This window comes from Massilia sp. CMS3.1, from assembly GCF_051262535.1.
Lineage (GTDB): Bacteria > Pseudomonadota > Gammaproteobacteria > Burkholderiales > Burkholderiaceae_D > Telluria.
This window is the reverse complement of record NZ_JBIMES010000010.1, coordinates 1-23009: the sequence shown is the minus strand read 5'-3', so window position 1 is coordinate 23009 and position 23009 is coordinate 1. Positions and strand designations below refer to the sequence as shown.

Annotated in this window: 14 protein-coding genes, 1 tRNA gene and 1 pseudogene; 14 read left to right on the top strand and 2 right to left on the bottom strand. The window is 64.7% G+C overall.

Features of this window, described 5'->3' with window-relative positions; genetic code table 11:
• The first annotated feature begins 84 nt into the window (after positions 1–84).
• The 5 genes from ACHAC9_RS16560 to ACHAC9_RS16540 all read left to right on the top strand — a co-directional run bounded on the left by ACHAC9_RS16560 (position 85) and on the right by ACHAC9_RS16540 (position 8564).
• Positions 85–723, top strand: coding sequence for a hypothetical protein (locus tag ACHAC9_RS16560; RefSeq protein ID WP_435761327.1), 639 nt, complete (start codon positions 85–87; stop codon positions 721–723).
• Between the two features lie 90 nt (positions 724–813).
• Entirely contained in the window at positions 814–1572 is a 759-nt protein-coding gene (locus tag ACHAC9_RS16555) for a 3-hydroxyacyl-CoA dehydrogenase (RefSeq protein ID WP_435761325.1), read from the top strand.
• A gap of 95 nt (positions 1573–1667) precedes the next feature.
• Complete coding sequence (gene ggt / locus ACHAC9_RS16550; RefSeq protein WP_435761323.1) at positions 1668–3449, top strand: gamma-glutamyltransferase; 1782 nt, start codon at positions 1668–1670, stop codon at positions 3447–3449.
• Between the two features lie 144 nt (positions 3450–3593).
• On the top strand, positions 3594–7820 hold the full coding sequence (locus ACHAC9_RS16545) for a two-component regulator propeller domain-containing protein (RefSeq protein ID WP_435761321.1): 4227 nt from the start codon (positions 3594–3596) through the stop codon (positions 7818–7820).
• A gap of 54 nt (positions 7821–7874) precedes the next feature.
• A complete protein-coding gene (locus tag ACHAC9_RS16540) occupies positions 7875–8564 on the top strand; it encodes a response regulator (RefSeq protein WP_435761319.1) in 690 nt (229 codons plus the stop codon).
• Positions 8565–8571: 7 nt separating this feature from the next.
• Here the strand turns inward: ACHAC9_RS16540 and ACHAC9_RS16535 are convergent, their stop codons facing one another.
• Both ACHAC9_RS16535 and ACHAC9_RS16530 read right to left on the bottom strand, forming a co-directional pair.
• A complete protein-coding gene (locus ACHAC9_RS16535) occupies positions 8572–9207 on the bottom strand; it encodes a DedA family protein (protein ID WP_435761317.1) in 636 nt (211 codons plus the stop codon).
• Between the two features lie 125 nt (positions 9208–9332).
• Positions 9333–11984, bottom strand: a complete 2652-nt coding sequence (locus ACHAC9_RS16530) for a PKD domain-containing protein (RefSeq protein WP_435761315.1) — start codon at positions 11982–11984, stop codon at positions 9333–9335.
• A gap of 416 nt (positions 11985–12400) precedes the next feature.
• Here ACHAC9_RS16530 and ACHAC9_RS16525 point away from each other — a divergent pair.
• From ACHAC9_RS16525 to ACHAC9_RS16485, 9 genes and pseudogenes are all read left to right on the top strand, one after another.
• A tRNA-Arg gene (locus ACHAC9_RS16525) sits at positions 12401–12475 on the top strand.
• Positions 12476–12623: 148 nt separating this feature from the next.
• A pseudogene (locus ACHAC9_RS16520) lies at positions 12624–12704 on the top strand (hypothetical protein); the annotation flags it as partial.
• Positions 12705–12879: 175 nt separating this feature from the next.
• The gene (locus tag ACHAC9_RS16515) at positions 12880–13824 is read left to right on the top strand and encodes an RNA-guided endonuclease InsQ/TnpB family protein (RefSeq protein ID WP_435761313.1); all 945 of its coding nucleotides are present in this window, start codon (positions 12880–12882) and stop codon (positions 13822–13824) included.
• Between the two features lie 100 nt (positions 13825–13924).
• Entirely contained in the window at positions 13925–15835 is a 1911-nt protein-coding gene (locus ACHAC9_RS16510) for an ATP-binding cassette domain-containing protein (RefSeq protein ID WP_435761311.1), read from the top strand.
• 268 nt (positions 15836–16103) lie between these two features.
• Complete coding sequence (locus ACHAC9_RS16505) at positions 16104–18065, top strand: alginate lyase family protein (protein WP_435761309.1); 1962 nt, start codon at positions 16104–16106, stop codon at positions 18063–18065.
• Between the two features lie 39 nt (positions 18066–18104).
• The gene (gene wecB / locus ACHAC9_RS16500; protein ID WP_435761307.1) at positions 18105–19226 is read left to right on the top strand and encodes a non-hydrolyzing UDP-N-acetylglucosamine 2-epimerase; all 1122 of its coding nucleotides are present in this window, start codon (positions 18105–18107) and stop codon (positions 19224–19226) included.
• Between the two features lie 84 nt (positions 19227–19310).
• Positions 19311–20315, top strand: coding sequence for a UDP-glucose 4-epimerase GalE (gene galE / locus ACHAC9_RS16495; RefSeq protein ID WP_435761305.1), 1005 nt, complete (start codon positions 19311–19313; stop codon positions 20313–20315).
• A gap of 77 nt (positions 20316–20392) precedes the next feature.
• Positions 20393–21541 (top strand): sugar phosphate nucleotidyltransferase, encoded by a 1149-nt coding sequence (locus ACHAC9_RS16490; protein WP_435761303.1) that lies wholly within the window; start codon positions 20393–20395, stop codon positions 21539–21541.
• A gap of 14 nt (positions 21542–21555) precedes the next feature.
• Complete coding sequence (locus ACHAC9_RS16485; protein WP_435761301.1) at positions 21556–22974, top strand: mannose-1-phosphate guanylyltransferase/mannose-6-phosphate isomerase; 1419 nt, start codon at positions 21556–21558, stop codon at positions 22972–22974.
• Positions 22975–23009: the final 35 nt, after the last annotated feature.

Here is a 23009-nt window from a genome sequence, read left to right as displayed (position 1 = left end):
CCAATTGCCAGGGTGAGGCGCGCGCCATTCCGGTTCATGGCGGCAGATAATTGCTTCATCGGCAAATTGCCCATGGAGACGAGCATGAAGCACGCAAAACATTCCAGGCCGCTACGCGCCGCTCACATTGCGGTGGCACTGCTGGTGGCGCTGGCGGCCAGTACCGCCGCGCAGGGAGCCTCAGCCCAGGCAGGGCAGTCCCAGGCGCAGGCAGGCCAGTATCGGCCGGCCGAGCCGCAGCGCGCTCCGGACCCCACCGGTCCCAGCTACGGCCCGGTACTGCATTCGCCGCCCATCAAATCCGAACCGGGGGCCGAGCCCGGGCAGAGCCCACAAGCGCAGCAGGAAAAGGCCGGCGCCAACCCGGCGGCGCGCCAGCTGGAAGTCGATCCATCGGCGCGTCCGGCCCCGCAGCCGAAGGATCCGGCCAAGGTCGATGGGCGCAAGGGGCAGAAGAAGGGCGCCGACCGGTCCGCGCGCAGTTCCGCTCCTCAGCGCGTCGACATCGTTCCGGCGGTCGCGCCGGGTGCGCCCCTGCGGTCGCCCTTGCCGCCGCCCCAGCCGACCGCGATTGTCCCGGGGCCTGCACAGATCAACAATTGTGTGGGCGGCATCTGCACCGACACCGGGGGCACGATCTACAACACCGGCGTCGGCAACGCAGCCGTCAACAGCGCGGGGCGCCTGTGCACCCGCAGCGGGAATACGATGCAATGCTTTTAAGCTAAACCTGGTTTTTCCAGCCGAAAGTTCGCTACAATCTTCCGGGTTGACGTTAACGTAAACGTCAAAAGAACGCGATAAAGGGAAACCATGCAAATTCAAAACAATGTGTTCATCATCACCGGCGGCGCGTCGGGCCTGGGAGCGGCTACTGCGCGCATGATCACGGAAGCGGGCGGCAAGGTCGTCATCGCCGACGTGCAGGTCGAGGCCGGCACCGCGCTGGCGGCCGAACTCGGTGGCCAGTTCGTCAAGTGCGACGTCACCCTTGAAGCCGACGGCCAGGCGGTCGTGGCCGCCGCCGTGGCCCTGGGCACGCTCCGCGGCCTGGTCAACTGCGCCGGCGTGGCGCCGGCGGTGAAAACCGTCGGCAAGGACGGTCCGCACCCGCTGGACGTATTCCAGCGCGCCGTGAACATCAACCTGGTCGGTACCTTCAACATGTCGCGCCTGGCAGCCGAAGCGATGGGCAATACCGAAGGTGCCGAATACGGCGAACGCGGCATCATCATCAACACCGCATCGGTCGCGGCCTTCGATGGCCAGATCGGCCAGGCGGCCTATGCTTCCTCGAAAGCGGCCGTGGCCGGCATGACCCTGCCGATGGCACGCGACCTGGCGCGCAGCGGCATCCGCGTGATGACGATCGCCCCGGGCATTTTCGAAACGCCGATGCTGATGGGCATGGCCCAGGAAGTGCGCGATTCGCTGGGCAAGATGGTCCCGTTCCCGCCGCGTCTTGGCATGCCGAAGGAATTTGCCCACCTGGCAAAAGCGATCATCGAAAACGTCATGCTCAATGGCGAAACGATCCGCCTCGATGGCGCGATCCGCATGCAACCGAAATAGGCTTTGGAATGAGCCGTCTGGCAATTTGATGTAGGATGCCAACCGTATCGGGCGCGCGACCCAGGTCGCGCGCCCGTTTTGCTTTTGGAGACCCGATGATCAAGTTGAAAACCCTGGCCTGCGCGGCGGCATTGCTGGCGCTTGCGCCGCTGCCGGGCACCGCCCTGGCACAAGACACCGCCCAGCGCGCCCCCGAAATCGCGACCGGCTATGCCGACAAGGCAGGCTGGGCCGCGCGCAAGTACATGGTGGCAGCCGCCAATCCCCTCGCGGTCGAGGCCGGCTACGAAATGCTGAAAAAGGGCGGCACCGCGATCGATGCCGCGATCGCCACCCAACTCGTGCTGACCCTGGTCGAGCCGCAAAGTTCGGGCATCGGCGGCGGCGCCTTCCTGATGCATTACGACGGCAAGAAAGTGCAAGCCTTCGACGGCCGCGAGACGGCGCCGAAGGCCGCCGACGAACGCCTGTTCCAGAATCCGGACGGCACGCCGGTGTCGCGCACGGTCGGCGTGGTCGGCGGACGTTCGGTCGGCGCCCCGGGCGTGCTGCGCATGCTCGAGCTGGCGCACAAGCAGCACGGCAAGCTGCCATGGAAAACCCTGTTCGGCCCCGGCATCCGCCTGTCCGAACGCGGCTTTGCGGTCAGTCCGCGCCTGAATGGCCTGCTCACCTGGGACGCCCACATCCGCAAGGACCCGGCGGCGGCCGCGTATTTCTATGACCCTGCCGGCCAACCCTGGCCGGTCGGCCACATCCTGAAGAATCCGGCGCTGGCGAAAACCCTGCGCGAGATTGCAGGAGGCGGCGCCGACGTCTTCTACAAGGGCCATATCGCACGCGAGATCGCGGCCAAGGTCAAGGCGCACCCGACGAATCCGGGATTGTTGACGGCAAAGGACATTGCCGACTACCGCCCGAAGCTGCGTGCGCCGGTCTGCAGCGACTACCGCGCTTACACGGTGTGCGGCATGCCGCCGCCATCCTCGGGCGGCATTGCCGTGGCCCAGATGCTCGGCATGTTCGAGACGCGCGACATGGCGAAGCTCGCCCCGCGCGACGGCGTGCCGGGGATCGATGCCGTGCACCTGTTCTCCGAAGTCGGGCGCCTGGCCTATGCCGACCGCAACCGCTACGCGGCCGACACCGATTTCGTCCCGCTGCCGGGACGCGGCGTCCCTAGCCTGATCGACAAGACCTACCTCGCCCAACGTGCCGCGCTGATCGGCGAACGTTCGATGGGCGAAGCGCCGGCCGGCAATCCGCCGGGAATGGACGTGGCCTGGGGCAAGGACAACGCCATCGAAACCCCGTCGACCTCGCACCTGGTCGTGGTCGACGCCCACGGCGCCGGGCTGTCGATGACGACGACGGTCGAAGACGCTTTTGGTTCGCGCCAGATGGTGGGCGGCTTCATCCTGAACAACCAGCTGACCGATTTTTCCTTCAATTCGAAGGATGCGAACGGCCCGGTCGCGAACCGGGTCGAGCCCGGCAAGCGTCCGCGCAGCGCCATGTCGCCCACCGTCGTGTTCGACAAGAAGACCGGGCAACTGGTGCTGGCGGTCGGTTCGCCCGGGGGCCCGGCGATCATCAACTATGTAGCGAAAGTGCTGGTCGGGACCCTCGACTGGGGCCTGAACGTGCAGCAGGCGATTGCGTTGCCGAACTTTGGCAGCCGCAATGGTCCGACTGAGCTGGAAGCCGGGCGCTTTCCCCAGACCTCCGTCGATGGGTTGAAAGCACGCGGGCACGCGGTGCGCCAGAGTGAACAGAATTCCGGCCTGCACGGCATCATGCGCCTGCCGATCCACGGCGAGCCGTGGTGGTTCGGTGGTGCCGATCCGCGACGCGAAGGGGTTGCAAAAGGCGATTAGCAGTGGCTTTAAGGCAATAAATTCCCTCAGCTCCTGCTTTGTTTGATAACCTTGCGAAGTGGACCGTCAACCAACACCCTACCTCTTCGTCGCCGGCGCCGGAAAGCCTGTTTTCCGGCCGGTGCATTCGCCATTGCGCGCCGCATGAGGGCGCTGCTGTTCATATGGCTGCTGGCGCTGGCCGGCTGGCCAGGCGCGTCGGCCCTGGCCGCGCCGACACCGACGCTGCGCTTCGAGCACCTGAGCGTCGAAGACGGCATGGCCCAGGAAACAGTGCTGGCGATCACGCAGGACCGCGACGGCTTCATGTGGTTCGGCACCCAGAACGGCCTGTCGCGCTTCGACGGTTACCGCTTCGTCAATTTCCGCAACGTCGTCGGTGACCCGACCACGCTGGGCAGCAACTATATCCGTGTGCTGCACGTTGATCCAACAGGGCGGCTGTGGATCGGCACCGATGGCGGGCTGGCCCTGTACGACGCGACGACCCAGTCGTTTCGCCGGTTTCTCCCGCGCGACGAGTCTGCACGGCGCGGCAGCGGCAACCGCCACGTGCTTGCCATCGCCGACGCCGGCAAGAACGGCCTGTGGCTGGGAACCAGCGACGGTCTGCAGCACTTCGACATCGCCAGTGCGCGCTTCACAACCTGGAACCACGTCGCGGGCGACCCGAACAGTTTGGCCAGCGACGAGGTCAACGCACTTGCCCTCGACAGGCGCGGACGTCTATGGATTGGCACAGGCGCCGGCGTCGACAGCTTCGACCCCGCGCTGCGGCGTTTCGAGCACCATGCACTGTCCTCGGGGCTGCGCGAAACGGTGCAGGCACTGCTCGTCGATCGCAGCGACAATCTCTGGATCGGCTTGCTCAGCGGGCTTGAACGGATGCCGCTTGCTGCGGCCGGTGCGGCGTCGCGCCGGTATGGCCCCGCGGACGGCATCGGGCGGGTATCGATCTCCAAGATTTACGACGATGGCAAGGGGCAGGTATGGGTCGGCGCGCACGATGATGGCCTGTACCGCTGGGAACCGGCGCGCGACGCTTTCGAGGCGCACCGCCGCGTGGTCAGCGACAAGAACAGCCTGGCGGACGACCACATCACGTCCTTGTTCCGCGACCGTGTCGGTACTTTCTGGGTCGGCACCTGGTATGCCGGCGTGTCGCGTGTCGATCTCGGCAGCGGAGGCTTCGCGCGCCTCCTGCGTGAGCAGGATGGCACCGGCAAGCCCGCGGACAACCGGGTGCGCGCTATCGACAACGATGGCAGCGGCCGGCTGTGGCTGGCCAGTGGCAACACCCTGCAGCTGTACGACCCCTCGAAAAGCGGTGCTGACGCCTACCGCACCTGGCGCCATGAGCCGGACAATGCGAACAGTCCGATCGACTCCTCGATCAATGCCGTCGTGCGCGGCCGCGACGGCATCGTCTGGGTCGGCGGGCGCACCGGTATCACGCGCTTCGACGTGGCCGCTGGACGCTTCACACGCCAGGTGCTGGTCCCCGGTGACGTGAACGCCAACACTGTGCGCGCGATGGCACTTGCGCGCGACGGCATGGTCTGGATCGCCACCCGCGGCGGGCTGCACCACCTCAACCCGCGCACGCGCGCGGTCGAGACCTACCGCCATGACCCTGAGCGCCGGGCCAGCCTGTCGGACAACATGGTGCGTCCTGTGCTCGAGGACCGGCGCGGCCGGCTCTGGATCGGCACCTTCAATGGTCTTGACCTGCTGGACCGTGCCAACAAGCGATTCCGTCATTTCCGCCATGATGCCTTCGACGTCACCAGTCTCGGCCATGACGAAGTCCATGCCTTGCTGGAGGACCGGGCCGGCAATGTCTGGGTCGGCACCGCAGGCGGCCTCGACAAGATGGTGACGGCCGCCGACGGCTCGGTCAGCTTCGTGCACTACACGACGCGCGACGGCCTGGTCGACGATGCGGTGGCCGCGATGCTGGAAGATGCCGATGGGGTGATCTGGGTCAGCACCAACAACGGCCTGTCGCGTTTCGACCCGGCCAACAACAGCTGGCGCAGTTACACCGCGGCCGACGGTACCATCGACGGCGCCTACTTCGACGGTTCGGCGATGCGTGCGCCCGACGGCACCCTGTACTTCGGCGGCTTCCACGGCATCACGGCATTCGATCCGAAGGCCTTGCGCCACAACCGGATCGCGCCGCGCGCGGTCATCACCGGCATCCAGGTCTTCAACCGCCCGCTACAGGAGGCCTACCCGGGCGTGCTGTCCGGCCCGGTGGAAAGCGTGCGCGCGATCACGCTCTCCTCGACACACTCGGTCTTCTCGCTCGAATTTTCGGCTCTGCACTACGCGGCCCCGAAACGCAACCGCTTCGCCTATAAACTCGAAGGCTTCGACCATGGCTGGGTCAACGCGGACGCCGGAAAACGCTTTGCCACCTACACCAACCTCGATCCGGGCGAGTATGTGTTCCGGGTGCGCGCCGCCAACAAGGACGGGGTCTGGAGCGAGACCCCGGCCACGCTTGCCATCACAATCGAGCCGCCGGTCTGGGGCAGCTGGTGGTTCCGCACCATCGCCGCATTCCTGTTCATGGGCGCCTGCTACGGCGGCTACGCGCTGCGCGTGCGCGGCCTGTCGCACCAGAAGGCGCGCCTCGAACGCCTGGTCAGCCAGCGTACCGAGGAAATCGCCTCCCAGAACAGCCTGCTCGAGCGCCAGACCGAGGAACTGCGCGAGCGCGAGCGCGAAGTGCGGCGCAATACCGACGAACTGGCAGGGGCCAACCGCGCCCTGTATGAAAACGAGCAACGCCTGCAACTGGCCAGGCAGCGCGCCGAGGACGCGGCACGCCAGAAGGCGGAGTTCCTGGCGAATATGAGCCACGAGATGCGCACGCCCCTGGCCGGGTTGATCGGCATGCTCAGCTTCGCACTGCGCGACGGGAGCGTGCGCGACAGCACGCGCGAGCAGATCGCGCGCGGCCAGGCGAATGCCGAGTCGCTGCTGGCGATCATCAACGACCTGCTCGATTTCTCGAAAATCGAGGCCGGCAAGCTGACCATCGAAAACATCGACTTCGCGCTCGGCGCGGCGATTAATAACGTGGTCGGACTGTTCGGCGAACAGGCGGCGGCGCACAGCGTCGGCTTTGCGATCGACCTGGCCGACGACCTGCCGCGCTTCGTGGTGGGCGACCCGACGCGCCTGCGCCAGGTCTTGATCAATCTCGTCGGCAATGCTTTTAAATTCACGCCGCACGGGCAAGTGATGTTGCGGGTCGAGCGCCGGCTTGAAGACCAGGCACCCGGGACGCAGCATATGATACGTTTTTCGGTGCAAGACACCGGAATCGGTATCGCTTCCCATGCGCTGCCGCGGCTGTTCCAGAAGTTCGAGCAGGCCGACACGACCACGACGCGCCGCTACGGCGGCACCGGGCTGGGCCTGGCGATCTGCCGCCAACTGGTGGATTTGATGGGCGGCACGATCGGCGTGACGAGCACATTGGGGGAGGGCAGCACCTTCAGCTTCGTGCTGCCGCTGCCTGACGGCATGGAACCCCCGACGGTCGAGCACGCGCCGCGCATGCCCCACACCCATCGCCTGCGCGTGCTGTGCGCCGAAGACTTTGCCACCAACCAGATCATCGCGCGCATGATGGTCGAGGAAATGGGCCACCAGATCGACGTCGTCGAAAACGGCGCGTTGGCCGTTGCCGCCTGCGCGCGCACGCGCTTCGACATCATCCTGATGGACGGGCGCATGCCGGAAATCGACGGCGCCACGGCCACGCGCCTGATCCGTGCCGGCGGTACGCTCGATGCACCCGTGCTCGACCAGCACTTGATGATCGTCGCGCTGACCGCGAACGCCAGCGACGAAGACCGCGACCGCTACCTTGCCTGTGGCATGGACGGTTTCCTTGCCAAGCCGATCGACGAAACGGCGCTGCACTATCAACTGAGCCGTGCCATCGAGCGCCAGCTGCAGCGCGGCATCGACCTGCCGTCGATGGGGGCCGCCAGGCCGACCACGGCCGAACTGGACGCCATGTTCGGTGTGGGGAGTACGCACGCCCCGTCCGCGCCGCCGCCTGAGGACCGGGCCGTTGCCCTGCATGCACGCATGCGTGCGGCGTTCGCCGCCGACCTGCCGCGCCGCCGTGCCGAACTTCGGTCAGCGCTCGACACGGGCGACCTTGACGCCTGCGCGCGCGTGCTGCACGGGCTGCGCGGCAGTGCCGCGCATCTCGGGGCAACCGAGCTGGCCACGCTGTGCGCGGCACTCGAAACAGCGGCCGACAGGGGCCTGTACGCCGACCTCGCGGCAGCGCTGCCGCAGCTTGACGCCTTCCTGGGCACGTTTGAACGGCTTCCTGCCTGATCCGCGCAAGAAACGTATAATGTTCCTTATGGCAACTAAATTCCAGGGGCGGCAATGAAGGTGCTGGTGGTGGATGACGATGTGGTGTCGCGCATGATGCTGATGCATCTGGTCGACAACTGCGGAAAATACGAAATCCTGGAAGCCGAGGATGGCGCCGACGCCTGGCGCCAGCTGCAAGCCGGGCTGCGTCCGGCCATCGTCTTTTGCGACCTGCGCATGCCCTGCCTGTCGGGCACCGAGTTGCTGGCGCGGGTGCGCAGCCAGCCCGGAATGGCCACACTGCCGTTCGTGCTGGTATCGGCGGCGAACGATGGGGAGACCATCGGTGAAGCCGAGGCGCTGGGCGCGAACGGCTATGTGATCAAGCCGTTCCGGATCGAGGGCTTGCGTCCGCACCTGCTGGCACTCGAACCGGACGAAGGGCCGGCGGCCTGCGCCCAGCGGCTCGGCGTCGACAGCACGCGCCTGGCGCTCTACCTGGGCGGCCTGGAGCGGCAGTTGCTCGATGCCGAAACGGCCATCGAGGCAGCCTTGGCGCAGGGCGACACGCGCTCGGTGCTCGAGCGCTTGCGGCGCCTGTGCGAAGGCTGCGTCATGCTTGGTTTGCGCCATGCGGCAACGGATCTGGCGCGCGCCGAAGCGGCTCCCCACGCAGCGGCCGTTGCGCAGGCGCTGCTGGCCGCGCGCGCGGCGGTTGCGCAGCAGGCCGCCTCTCTCGAGAGGGAATTCAACCGGCCCTGAATGTTGCTCAGTTCGTTTCGTGCTCCGTCTCCCGGCTGTCGGCCGTGGCCGGCTTGCGCCAGGTGATCACGCGGTACAGGTACCAGGCCAGCATGGCGCCGAGGACGGTCTTCGAGACTGGATCGACATACTTCGCCACGTCCTTGTAGTTATTCTCGAGCAGGAAACCGGCCGCCGTCAGCAAACCGGTCCAGGCCAGCGAGCCAATGCTCGAATACAGCAGGAACTGTCCGAGCGACATATTGCCGAGACCCGCGGGAACCGAAATCAGCGTGCGTACGGCGGGAATCAGGCGCCCGAACAACACCGCCTTGCGCCCATGTTTTGTGAATGCCCCAACCGCCGTGTCGATATCCTCGGCACTCACCGTCAGCCAGTGCGCATGGCGTCCGGCCAGGTGCTTGAGGCGTGCGCAGCCATATACCCGCGCGGCGTAATACCAGGGCAGGGCGCCGGCCACCGAACCGGCCGTGCCGGCCAGCAGCACGCCAACGAGGTTCAGGTTGCCGCGCGCGACGACGAAGCCGGCGAAGGGCATGATCATTTCCGAGGGAATCGGTGGAAAGATATTTTCCAGCGCCATCAGCGCGAACACGCCCAGGTAGCCGCTCTTTTCCAGGAACTCGGTAATGAACTCGAACATCGCACGCTCCAGGCAGGCTCAGGAGCGAGGATGATAGCGCGGATGGAGGGAAGGGCTCCGCACACCCGGGCCCATCGAGCGGCCCGGGCGGGGAGAAGGGCGCGGCGGGAAGCCGCGCCGCCGGTTCAGCGGGTGAGGACGAGGTAGTACTTCAGGCCCGACGAGTTGGAGGCTGCGCCACCGGTTTGCACCAGGGCGACATGGTTATCGTTCGCGCTGTGGAAGATCGATAGGCCATAACTCTGGTTGCCGCCGATGACGGGCAGCGCGATGTTGGCATCTGCAAAGAACAGGGGTCCCGTATAACGGTGGTAGCTAGACGCGTAGGTATGGATGAGCATGTAATTACTTCCCACCCAATCATAGGTCCTGGTGGACGCGACAGCGATGGCCTCGTCGTTGACCGCCGAATGGCTGAGCGCGACGATGCCGGGCAGGTTCAGCGTGCCGACATAGGCTAGAGTGTCGGTGCGGAAATAGCTGCCGTTGCCGGTGAAGATCAGGTTTTCGTTCGCGCTCAGGAACAGTGGCGCGGGGGCAGTATTGCTGTAGTAATACGGCCCCCGTTCGATCGTCGTTACCACGCCGCCGGCGTCGAGCGAGAAGTAGTTCAGTTCAGAGGAATAGTCGCCGGCCCAGAACGCCTTGCGCGTAACGCCCGAGTAGATACCGCGCGCATTGCCGGTGGAGTAGTAATTATTTGCGGTCAGATTGTGCGTGGAACTGACATCCTCCCCGGTTTTGCCGTTCACCACGACGACAAGCGGGCCCGGCGACCAGCTGCCGCTATAGCCGATCAAATACACAAATCCGGCATTGGTCACGAACGCCTCGGTCTGCGTGCCGCCCGTCGAGCTCGAACGCAGCAGCGCGGCGTTGTCGAGGTCGACCAGACTGACCACGCCTTCGTGCAACACCGCCGCCAGTTTGCCGTCCGGGCTGAGCGACAGGGACTTGACCGCGGCCGGCAAGGGAACCTGGCGCAGCGTGCCAGTGTAGGGATCGACAACGCTCAGCAGGTTCGGTACGGCCGATATCGCCACCAGGCGGTCCAGGCCGCGGCTATAGCGCGTGATGAGCGGCGTGAACGGCAGGGTGGTCGTGGTCGTGACTGCAGACAGCGCCTTGATGGTGACGTAGGCGGTGCTGCTGGCCTTGCCGTCGCTCACCGTGAGTGCGGCAACGTAGGTGCCGGCGATGTCGGGCGTAAAGGCCAGTTGTGCGCTTGACGAGCTGATCGTGGCAGTCGAGGCAGCCGGCTTGGCGTCGAGCGCCCAGCTGTAGCTGAGCGAGTCGCCATCGTCGTCGTAGCTGTAGTTCGCACTTGCCGCGATCGCGGTGGCGGCGAGTACCGACATGCGGCTCTTGTCGACGACCGCCACCGGTGCGGCGTTGCCGCTGGCAACGATCAGGGTCTGCTCGGAGTAGGCGCCCGTCGTATCGGTCACACGCAGGACGACGACATACGAGCCGCTCTGGTCCGTAGTCAGCTGGACGGTCGACAGGTTCGATGCAGACAGGCTGGCGGCGCTGCCCACCGGTTTCGATTGCAGGGTCCACGCATAGGTGAGCGCGTCGCCGTCGGCGTCGCTGCTGGTGGTGCCGCGCAGGGTCACGAGCGTGTTCGCGGGCAGGCGCAAGGTCGGACCGCTCGGCAGGGCGACCGGGACCGCATTCGTCCCGATCGCAGCCTGCGGACGGCGGTTTTTCACCGATACCGTGGTGGTGTAGCTACTGGCGACGCCGGATGGTGCCGTTGCCACCATGCGCACGACATAGTCGCCGAGCACGTCGGGAGTCAGCTGCGAGAAGGCACCGGTCGCGCTGTCGAGCACGGCAGCGCTGGCGGCCGGCTTCGATACCAGCGTCCAGGCGTAGGACAGCGCGAGTCCATCCGGATTGCTGCTGCCGGCGCCGCTGAGGGAAATCCTGTAGCCGGTGGTGCCGTTGATGGTGGTGCCGCCGGCGTTGACAGGACCGTTGTCGATTGAGGCCACCGCCACCACCGTTGGGGCGGTGCCAACCGCTTCGAACGGGTACACAGCTTCGCTATAGGCGCCGAGTGGATCGGTGGCGCGCGCACGCACCTTGTAGACGCCGGCCACGTCCGTGCTCAGGCGCGCGGTCTTGCCATCGATAATCAGGCTGGCCCGGCTGCCGGCCGGACTTTCAATCACGTCCCAGGAGGTCGTGACCGGATCGCCGTCGGCGTCGCGGGTGTTGGTGCTGTCGAGCAGGAGCGTCGCGCCAACGGTCACGGTGATGACAGGCGCGACACTGGGCACAGCGGCGTAGCGGGCGCTGACGGCAACCGAGCCGACTGGCGCTGCGTTGGCGGATACGACGATCGACGCCTGCTTGTCCACCATGGCGCCCTTGCCGTCACTGATCCGTACGCTGACGACATAGGTGCCGGCAATATCGGGTTTGACGACCAGCTGGTTGCTCGTGTTCTGGATCGTCACGCTGCTGCCGTTCGGCTTGGAGACGAGTGTCCAGTTGAAGGAGAGGGTGTCGCCATCCGGATCGCTGCTGCCGCTGGCATCGAACTTCACGTCCGATCCCATGAAGGTCCCGGCATCGGCGCTGCCGGCTGCCGATACCAGGACGCCGGAAAGCTGCAGTCCTGCCGCCGGCGCACGGTTCTGGGAAACAGGCGGCGCCGGCGTTGCCGTGTCGCCACCACCACCACCGCCGCCGCAACCGGCCAGCAGTGCGCACGCCAGCGCTACTGCCCCAAACGGAGCGCGCAGGACGCTCCCAAAAGTTGTTTTCATGTAATTAATTATTAATGGAAATGTCCTAAAGTATATATTCGTATTGGCAACATTTTAATAAAAAGTAGTCCATTGGCAGGGGCGCCCGCGTCCGGTCGTGGTTGATTTGGCACAGGGTGAGAATGTGTGATGCGTGACTGCGCTTGCCGAGGCGTTCAGGTGTGAATTTGTGTGATGTTGGAGCGGGCGCGAACGGTTCGGCAACCCTGCGGACAGTCAGTTCAACGGCAGGCACGCATGCAACGCACTACGGCGCCGAATTAGCCTCATGTGCCAAATGGATAGTGTCAACGCCTGCATCACTAACCTACTTACACCCGTTGTCCTGGGAGCTGGTACGCGCCATCTGCGCAACTCCTCGACGTGCCCGCGTTTCCCACGATAATTGCCATCCCTGTATAATTTAAGATTCGTGTGTCGCCATCGTACAATGGATAGTACAAGGTCCTCCTAAGACTTAGATGTGGGTTCGATTCCCGCTGGCGATACCACTTGTTCGCATCCTGCCTCAAAAATTCCGTGTATTTCTTCCTTTCGCCATCTGCTCGCCCGGAAACCGATATCTATAGAATTCGGCACAAATTTTGGGGAAATCTTTGACAGACTGGCTGGGTGTACCGGTCAAGATGCTCAAGCAGGATGCATTCCATGTTGCTGGACCATAGCATTCGCCTCGACGCTACCCCCGCACAGTGCGACTACTTCGCACGCGCGGCTGGGACCGCACGCCGGGTCTGGAACTGGGCGTTGGCCAAGTTGCAACGCCAGATCGCCGCAGGCCTGCGAGCCGACGCGATGGCGCTGAAAAAACAGTTTAATGCCATCAAGTACGCCCATCCCGACTGGCTTGCCACCGACGGCCTGTTCTGGCTGCGAACGATCCACCGCGACGCGCATGCGCAACCGTTCGCACACCTTGGAAAAGCCTGGACCCGATTTACGCGAGGCCGATCACTGGTTCCTGGCCATCCAGGTCGAGCTGCCCGATGGGGTCGCCCAGCGGCGGCGCACGGGCGTCGTCGGCGTCGACCTCGGCGTGTTGGCAGCGGCCACGCTGAGCAGGGGCGAGAAGATCGCAGCGCCACGCCCGCTGCGCTCGGCACTGCGGCGCTTGCGCATACTTTCGGGCCGCCAGTCGAGGAAGGTGCAGGCGGCAAAGGCCGCCGCCGGAATTTCCGGCAGTTTCCCAAGGGGCAGACGCTTGCCGCACTCTGCCAACCAGGTCAAGGGCGCGCGGCGCCTGGCGCGCCTGGATGCGCGGATCGCCCGGCTGCGTGCGGATTTTATCCACAAGCTCACGACACGCCTGTGCCGTAAAAACCAGGCGGTGGCGATCGAGGATCTGCACGTTAAGGGAATCCTGGCCAATGCGCGCCTGGCGCGCAGCATTGCCGATGTCGGCTTTCATGAGATCCGGCGCCAACTGCAGTACAAAGCGCACCGCTACGGCACGGTGATCGTGCTGGCCGACCGCTGGTATTCGTCCAGCAAGCTGTGCTCTGCGTGCGGACAGAAGAAGGGTACGCCGACCCTGGCCGAACGCGCGTGGACGTGCAGTTGCGGCGTCCGGCACGACCGCGACATCAACGCGGCCATCAATTTACAAGGGCTCGCAACCGGCGCCCTTGCGGCGCGCACTGCGCTACCCGTGGCGAGCCCGTCGGCAACGCCGGGCACTGCCGCCGGAATGGTTCCGGCGGCAGGCGGGGAAGTCACGCCTGCCGGGCACGAACACGGTCAGCAGGACGGTTCGGGGCAGGAAGAGGACGTTGCGCACGTTTTTGATAGCAGGCATGTGCACTATCCATTGTGTTACGGGGCGGATATTTGGAAGTGTTGACGCCGCAATCGGTACAATGGCGGCTTCTTTCACCTTTTCCGCCGCACCGCGCCTCTTCGAGACCTCTTATGGACGGGCGCGGGCGGCCTGCTCATAGATCATGGCTGTCATTTCCCTCTCGTCCGCGCAACTCGCGTTCGGTCACGTCGCGCTGCTCGACCACGCGGACTTTTCCCTCGAAACCGGCGAGCGCGTCGGTTTAATCGGTCGTAACGGCACCGGCAAGTCGTCGCTGCTGAAAACCATTGCCGGACGCTTCAAGCTCGACGATGGCCTGCTCGTCATGCAGCAGGGTATCAAAATCGCCTATGTCGAGCAGGAGCCGACGTTCGACGCCGAGTCGACTGTGTTTGATGCCGTTGCCGCCGGTATGGGCGCGCTGCAAGGCATGCTGGCCGAATATGAAGCCTTGACCGGCCAGTTCGGCCAGGGCGACGACGACGCGCTGATGGAGCGCATGCACGACTTGCAGGTCAAGCTCGACGCGACCGATGGCTGGAACCTCAACAACAAGGTCGACACCACGCTGGACCGCCTGGGCCTGAACCGCGAAGCGAAGATGGGCACGCTCTCCGGTGGTATGCAGAAACGCGTCGCGCTGGCCGTGGCGCTGGTGTCGGCGCCCGACGTGTTGCTGCTCGACGAGCCGACCAACCACCTCGACTTCAAGTCGATCCTGTGGCTCGAAGGCTTGCTGCGCGACTTCCGCGGCTCGGTCCTGTTCATCACCCACGACCGCAGCTTCCTCGACAATGTCGCCACGCGCATCGTCGAACTCGACCGCGGCCGCTTGCTTTCGTTCCCAGGCAACTTCACCACCTACCAGGAGCGCAAGAGCGAACTGCTCGCCAACGAAGAAGTCGAAAACGCCAAGTTCGACAAATTCCTGGCCCAGGAAGAAATCTGGATCCGCAAGGGCGTGCAGGCCCGCCGCACGCGCGATGAAGGCCGCGTGCGCCGCCTGGAAGCGCTGCGCGACCAACGCGTCGCGCGCCGCGACACCCAAGGCCAGATCAAGCTCGACGTCGGCATGGGCGAGCGTTCCGGCAAGATCGTCGCCGAACTCGACAACATCTCGAAGTCATACGGCGAGAAGGTGATCGTGTCGAACTTCACCGGCACCATCCTGCGCGGCGATAAAGTCGGCCTGATCGGCGCGAACGGCGCCGGCAAGACTACTCTGCTCAAGATCATCCTCGGCGAGGAAAAGGCCGACAGCGGCACCACGCGCCTGGGCACCAAGCTCAATGTTGCGTATTTCGACCAGATGCGCACCCAGCTCAACGAAGAGGCGAGCCTGGCCGACACCATCGCACCGGGCAGTGACTGGGTCGAAGTCAATGGCCAGCGCAAACACGTGATGACTTACCTGAACGACTTCCTGTTCGCACCCGAACGTGCCCGTTCGCCGGTCAAGTCGCTCTCGGGCGGGGAGCGCAACCGCCTGCTGCTGGCACGCCTGTTCGCCAAGCCGGCCAACTGCCTGGTGCTCGACGAGCCGACCAACGACCTCGATATCGACACCCTCGAACTGCTCGAAGAGCTGCTCGAGGAATACACCGGTACCGTCTTCCTCGTCAGCCACGACCGCACCTTCCTCGACAACGTCGTGACCCAGGTCATCGTCGCCGAAGGAGAAGGCATGTGGCGCGAATTCGTTGGCGGCTACAGCGACTGGGAACGCGTCAAGGCGCTCGCACCCCAGCAAACGGCCGCCGTGGCCAAGGCCGCGCCGGCGAAGGCCGCCGAGGCGCCTGCCGCCGACGTCGCGAAGAAGGTCAAGCTCAGCTACAAGGAGCAGCGCGAACTGGACGAACTGCCGAAACTCATCGCCTCGCTCGAGGACGAGCAGTCGGCCATCACCGCCCAGCTCAACGGACCGGACTTCTACAAGACCAACCCGGCCGACGCGCGCCGCATCAACGCTCGCTACGCCGAGATCGACGACCTGCTGCTCGACGCCCTCGAGCGTTGGGAAAAGATCGAGGCGCGTTCGCGCGGCGCCGCTTAAACCTCCGATGGTCGCTTCGGGCCAAGTGCCCGAAGCTGTCTGCGATTGCGCCCTGCTCGAAAACCCACACATTCGAATGACTGTTCTCGCGGCCGAACCGTGCGCGGAAGGCGCAACTGTTGATGTATGATCGAAATATTGTGCCTTTATCAAGACTGGTGAATCTTTCTTCTGACATCAGATTTGCGCGCGCGCGCGGCGCAACACTATTTACAGAAGCGGTATGTGGCCGCTTGGCTGCGATCTACAACGATTTGGCGGGGATTCGATGAACGCAACAGTACGCATGGTGTGGTGGATGAATCGTCTGCGCTGCATGTCGGTGGCCGAAATCGGCTACCGTGTGCGCCGGATGGCACGCACGAAAATGGCCCGTGGGGCCGCCTCGCGCGCCGCGCCCGCGCCGCTGCCGGGGGCACGCACCTTCCATGTGCATGGCGCACCCGCCCTGGGCCCGCTTCAAATCGACGCCCTGCTGGCAGAGGCCGACCGCATCTGCGCCGGCCACGTCGTGCTGTTCGCCGACCGCAGTTTCGACGTCGGCGTGCCGACCGTCTGGAACCGCGATCCTGACAGCGGCGTCACCGGCCCGTCCGTTTTTTCCGGCGACATCGCCATCGACAATCCCGAGCTGGTCGGCGACATCAAGCATGTCTGGGAGCTGAACCGCCACCTGCACCTGGTGCGCCTGGCCCAGGCCTGGAGCGTCAGCGGCGACGTGCGCTGGCTGCATGCGCTCGAGCAGCAGCTGCGCAGCTGGCTCGACCAGTGTCCACCGTTGACTGGCCCGAACTGGACCAGCCCGATGGAGCTGGGCATCCGCCTGATCAACTGGGCGCTCCTGTGGCAACTGGTGGGCGGCGAGGCGAGCACGCTGTTTGCCGGCGAGTCCGGGCAGCGCCTGCGCGCCGATTGGTTAGACAGCATCCATGCCCATTGCCGCACCATCTCGCGCAACCTGTCGCGCCATTCCTCGGCCAACAACCACCTGATCGGCGAGCTGTCGGGCTTGTTTGTCGCCGCCTCGGTCTGGCCCTGCTGGAAGGCGTCCGGCGCCTGGATGGAGCAGGCGCGGCGCGAACTCGAGCAGCAGGCGCGCTCCCAGTATTCGCTCGACGGCGTGAACCGCGAGCAAGCCTTCGGCTACCACGTGTTCGCGGCCGAGTTTTTATTTGTCGCCGGCCTGGTCGGCCAGGCCTGCGATGTCGCGTTTTCGCGCACTTACTGGAGCGTGCTGCAGCGCGCGCTGCGTTTCCTGCGCTCGGTACGCGACGTTGGCGGTCACGTGCCGATGGTGGGCGACAGCGACGACGGCAGTGTATTCCGGTTGGACGCCGCCGGCAGCGACCGCGCGGCCCAGTTGCTGGCGCTCGGCGAGACCGTGTTCGGCGCCCAGCCGCCCGATCACCCGGGCGTGCGCTGGCTGCTGCATGCACTCCCGGGCAAGCGCCCCGACGCCGATCCCCACGAGTCCGACACTGGCTGGGCCTTCCCGGACGGCGGCTACCTGCTGTTCGGCGCGCACTTCGGCGAGGAAAACGAGATCAAGGGCATGCTCGATTGCGGCCCGCTCGGCTACCTCGGTATCGCCGCCCATGGCCACGCCGATGCCCTGTCGATGACGCTGTCGGTGGCGGGCGAGCAGGTGCTGGTCGATCCCGGCACCTACTCGTACTGGCAGGAACAGAAGTGGCGCGATTATTTCCGCGGCACCTCGGCCCACAACACGGTGCGCGTGGACGGGCGCGACCAGTCGGTCTCGGGCGGGCGTTTCATGTGGCTGCGCAAGGCGCGCGCCAGCATCGAGCGCATGCCGGCCTCGCCCCAGGAGTTCGACTTCCGCGGTTCGCACGACGGCTATGCGCGCCTGTCTGACCCGGTGCGCCACCTGCGCAGCGTGCGTTTCGACGCCGCCAGCAGCACCCTGGTCGTGCGCGACGAAGTGGCCGCGAAAAAGGCCCATCCGCTGGAGTTGTTCTGGCATTTCGCGCCGGAACTGAACGTGCGCCTGACCAGCGCCGGCCTGCACGTGCGCGGCAAGCGCTTCGTACTGCAGATGCAGGCCAGCGGGGCCGATCTCAAGCTTGAACTCGTGCGCGGCGCCGAGAATCCACCGCTTGGCTGGTATTCGCGCTGCTACGAATCGAAGGAGCCGAGCGACGTGTTGCGTATCTCGACGGTATCGTCCGCCGTTCCGGTGGAGTGCAGGTTTACAATCACGTTTGTCTAATTCATTTCCATAATTGCTATAGTTTCAGGACAGTCCAATATGCTTATTTATCTGGTCGCGGGCGCAAGGCCCAATTTCATGAAGATCGCACCGATCGTGCGTGCCCTGCAGGCGCAATCGACGCTGTCGTTCAAGATCATCCATACCGGTCAGCACTACGACCGCGACATGAACGACGTGTTCTTCGAGGAACTTGGGATCCCGCAACCTGACGTCTTCATGGCCGCCGGCGGCGGCAGCCATGCCCAGCAGACTGCCAAGATCATGGTCGGCTTCGAGGAGCTCTGCGTGACCGAGCGTCCGGCCGCCGTACTGGTCGTCGGCGACGTCAATTCCACGCTGGCCTGCTCGATCGTCGCCAAAAAAATGAATATCCCGGTCGCCCACGTCGAGGCCGGCCTGCGCAGCGGCGACATGTCGATGCCGGAGGAAATCAATCGTCTGGTTACCGACAGCATCTCGGACTGGTTCTTTGCCACCGAGCCGGCCGCCGTCGAGCACCTGCGGCGCGAAGGCAAGGCGGACTCCGCCGTGCATTACGTCGGCCACGTGATGGTCGACAATGTCCTGTTCCAGGCCGACAAGCTGACCCGCGCCGACACCTCGGGCTTCGAGACCGCCGCCTTCAAGGCCACGGCGCAAAAAGACGGCGGCCGCTACGGCGTCGTTACCATGCACCGCCCGAGCAATGTCGACGATCCCGTCATGTTCGCCCGCATTGCCGGCGCGCTCAAGGAAATCGCGGGCGAACTGCCGCTGATCTTCCCGGTGCACCCGCGTACCCGCGCCAATATCGAGAAATTCGGCATCGACCTCGGCCCGAACGTGACCCTGGCCGGCCCACAAGCCTACATGGCCTTCCTGAACCTCTGGAAAGACGCGGCGGTGGTGCTGACCGATTCCGGCGGCCTGCAGGAAGAAACGACCGCGCTCGGCGTGCCGTGCGTGACCATCCGCGAAAACACGGAGCGGCCAGTGACGGTGGACGAAGGTTCGAACGTGCTGGCCGGCACCGACCCTGAAAAAATCATGGCTGAGGCGCGCAAGGTGCTGCGCGGCGAAGGCAAGCAGGGCCGCCGCCCGCACCTGTGGGATGGCAAGGCCGCCGAGCGTATCGTGGCAGTGTTGGCGCAGGAATTAGCGCACACGCGCAAGCAGTAATCGCAGGATAAGAGGGGGGCGGTACCGAATACCGTTCTGGAGCGCCGAAACAGGCGCGCACTAATGTTTAAGAGAGTAACGACAATGAAGATTCTGGTTACGGGCGGCGTGGGCTACATTGGTTCCCACACCGTCGTCGAGTTGCAAAATGCCGGGTACGACGTGGTCGTGGTCGATAATCTCTCGAACGCCCGGCGCTCGGTCCAGGACCAGGTGCAGCGCATCACGGGCAAGTCGTTCGACTTCGTCGAAGCCGACATCCGCGACCGTGCGGCCATGGAAGCGGCCTTTGCCGCCCACAAGGTCGATGCCGTGATCCATTTCGCCGGCCTGAAGGCCGTCGGCGAATCGGTGGCGCAGCCCTTGCGCTACTACGACAACAATGTCTCCGGCAGCGTCGTGCTGTTCGAGACGATGGCCAAGTTCGGCGTCAAGACGCTCGTGTTCAGCTCGTCGGCCACGGTGTATGGCGACCCGGCCTCGGTCCCGATCACCGAAGATTTCCCGCTGTCGGCGACGAATCCTTACGGCCGCAGCAAGCTGATGATCGAAGACATCCTGCGCGATCTCATCAAGGCCGAGCCCGACTGGCGCATTGCGCTGCTGCGCTACTTCAACCCGGTCGGCGCCCACGAAAGCGGCTTGATCGGCGAGTCGCCGTCGGGCATTCCGAACAACCTGGTGCCTTACATCGCCCAGGTCGCCACGGGCCAACGCGAGAAGCTGTCGGTCTATGGCGGCGACTACCCGACCCCGGACGGCACCGGCATGCGCGACTACATCCACGTCGTCGACCTGTCGATCGGCCACGTCAAGACGCTGGACAAGCTGGCACAGGGTCCGGGACTGGTGACCTATAACCTCGGCACCGGCAACGGCAACAGCGTGCTGGAAATGGTGCGCGCATTCGAAGCGGCCAGCGGACGTCCGATCGCTTACCAGATCGTCGACCGCCGGCCCGGCGACATCGCCAAGTGCTACGCCGATCCGGCGCGCGCGCGCGACGAACTGGGCTGGGTTGCCACGCGTGACGTCGCGCAGATGTGCACCGACACCTGGCGCTTCCAGACGGCAGCCGGAACGGCCTGAGCGGCAAAAACCTGACGCAATCCCGACAAGCCATTACAGCCACACAGCGCAACAGCACACAGAATAAGGACGCTTCAATGAAAGCAATGATTCTCGCGGCAGGCAAGGGCACGCGTGTTCGCCCGCTCACATACGACCTCCCGAAACCGATGATTCCGCTGCTCGGCAAGCCAGTGATGGCTTACCTGGTCGAACACCTGAAAAAGCACGGCGTGACCGAAATCATGGTCAACGTCAGCTGGCTGCATGAAAAGATCGAAGAGTATTTCGGCGAGGGCGAGCAGTTCGGCGTCCAGATCGGCTATTCGTTCGAAGGCTATACCACCGACGACGGCACCATCGTGCCCGAGCCGATCGGCTCGGCCGGCGGCATGAAGAAGATCCAGGAATTCGGCCAGTTCTTCGACGACACGACGATCGTCATGTGCGGCGATGCGCTGATCGACCTCGACCTGAAGGCGGCCCTGCTCGAACACCGCCGCAAGGGTGCGATGGCGACGGTCATCACCAAGGAAGTGCCGTGGGACAAGGTGTCGTCGTATGGCGTCGTCGTCACCGACGAGGAAGGCCGCATCACTGAATTCCAGGAAAAGCCGAGCCAGGACGACGCGAAGTCGAACTTCATCAGCACCGGTATCTATATCTTCGAACCGGAAGTGATCGACCTGATTCCGTCGGGGGTGAGCTTCGACATCGGCTCGGAACTGTTCCCGTTGCTGGCCGAGCGCGGCCTGCCGTTCTACGCCCAGGGCCGCCCGTTCAACTGGCTCGACATCGGCACCATGTCCGACTACTGGGAAGTGCTGCAAACCGTGCTGACCGGCGAAGTCGCCCACATGGTCGTCCCCGGCACCCAGATCGAACCGGGCCTGTGGGTGGGCCTCAATACCAGCATCGACTGGAACGGCACGACCATTGAAGGCCCGGTCTATATCGGCTCGGGCGTGCGCATCGAAGCGGGCGTGCACATCGTCGGACCGACGTGGATCGGCCACGGCAGCCACATCTGCGAGGGTGCCGAGGTTGTCCGTAGTGTCCTGTTTGAATATACTCGCGTGTTGGACGATGTAACGCTCAACGAAATGATTGTGTTTAAAGAATATAGTGTCGATCGCGCCGGAGAAATGAAGCACGCGTCCGAATACAGTTCCGAGGAATGGCTGAATGCACGCGATCGCCGCCGCAGCAGCCGTAAAGAAAACGCCGGCCAGAAAAGTAATAGTTGATAGAAAGTGAACGCATGAAAATTTATCCAGTGATCCTCTCCGGCGGCGCCGGCACCCGCCTGTGGCCGCTGTCACGCGCCGTGCTGCCGAAGCAGTTGCTGCCGATCGTGGCCGACAAGACCATGCTGCAGGACACCGCCCTACGCGTGGCCGGTCTGCCGGGCCTGATGGCACCGCTCGTCGTATGCGGCAACGACCACCGTTTCATGGTGGCCGAGCAGCTGCGCGCGGCCGGTATCACGCCGCTGGGGATCCTGCTCGAGCCGGTCGGCCGGAATACCGCGCCGGCCGTGGCTGCCGCCGCTCATTTCCTGAAGTCGATCGATCCGGAAGCGGTCATGCTGGTGCTGCCGGCTGACCACGTCATCACGGACACCGAAGCGTTCAAGGAAGCCGTCACCCGCGCCGCCACCCTGGTCAAGGACGGCGGCCTGGCGACCTTCGGCATCGTGCCGAAGTCGCCGGAAACCGGCTACGGTTACATTCGCCGCGGCGCAGCCTTGCCGGCCAGCGACGGCTGCTACCAGGTCGAACGTTTCGTCGAGAAGCCGGACCTGGCCACCGCCGAAACGTTTGTCGCCGATGGTGGCTACTACTGGAACAGCGGCATGTTCATGTTCGCGGCCGAGCAATATCTCACCGAGCTGGCCAAGTTCGCGCCGGCAATTGCCGAAGCGTCCGAACGCGCCGTCACGACGGGCTCGAGCGACCTCGATTTCTGCCGCCTCGACGACGCTGCGTTTTCGAGCTGCCCGTCGGACTCGATCGACTACGCCGTCATGGAGCACACCGCCAACGCGGTGGTCGTGCCGGCCGATATCGGCTGGAGCGATGTCGGCTCCTGGTCGGCCTTGTGGGAAGTGCAGCAGCACGACGCCAACGGCAACGCCATGCGCGGCGACGTCTACCTGGACGGCGTCAAGAATTCGCTGGTGCGCGCGGAAAGCCGCATCGTGGCTGTCGTCGGCCTGGAAGACGTGGTCGTGGTCGAGACCAACGACGCCGTGCTGGTGGCGCACAAGAGCGCGGTGCAGCGCGTCAAGCAGGTGGTCGATCACCTGAAGTTGACGGAACGCACCGAGCACCTGCACCACACCAAGGTCTACCGTCCGTGGGGCCACTACGAGGGCATCGATGCAGGCGACCGTTTCCAGGTCAAGCGCATCACCGTCAAGCCGGGCGAGAAGCTGTCGCTGCAGATGCACCACCACCGCGCCGAGCACTGGGTCGTGGTGTCGGGCACGGCACGCGTGACTTGCGGCGAGAAGGTGACCCTGCTGTCGGAAAACGAGTCGACCTATATCCCGATCGGCATGAACCACCGCCTCGAGAACCCGGGCAAACTGCCGCTGCACATCATCGAAGTCCAGTCCGGCAGCTACCTCGGCGAGGACGACATCGTGCGCTTCGAGGACATCTACAAGCGTTCGTAAAACGTTTGGACACGAAGAAAACGGGCAGCGATGCC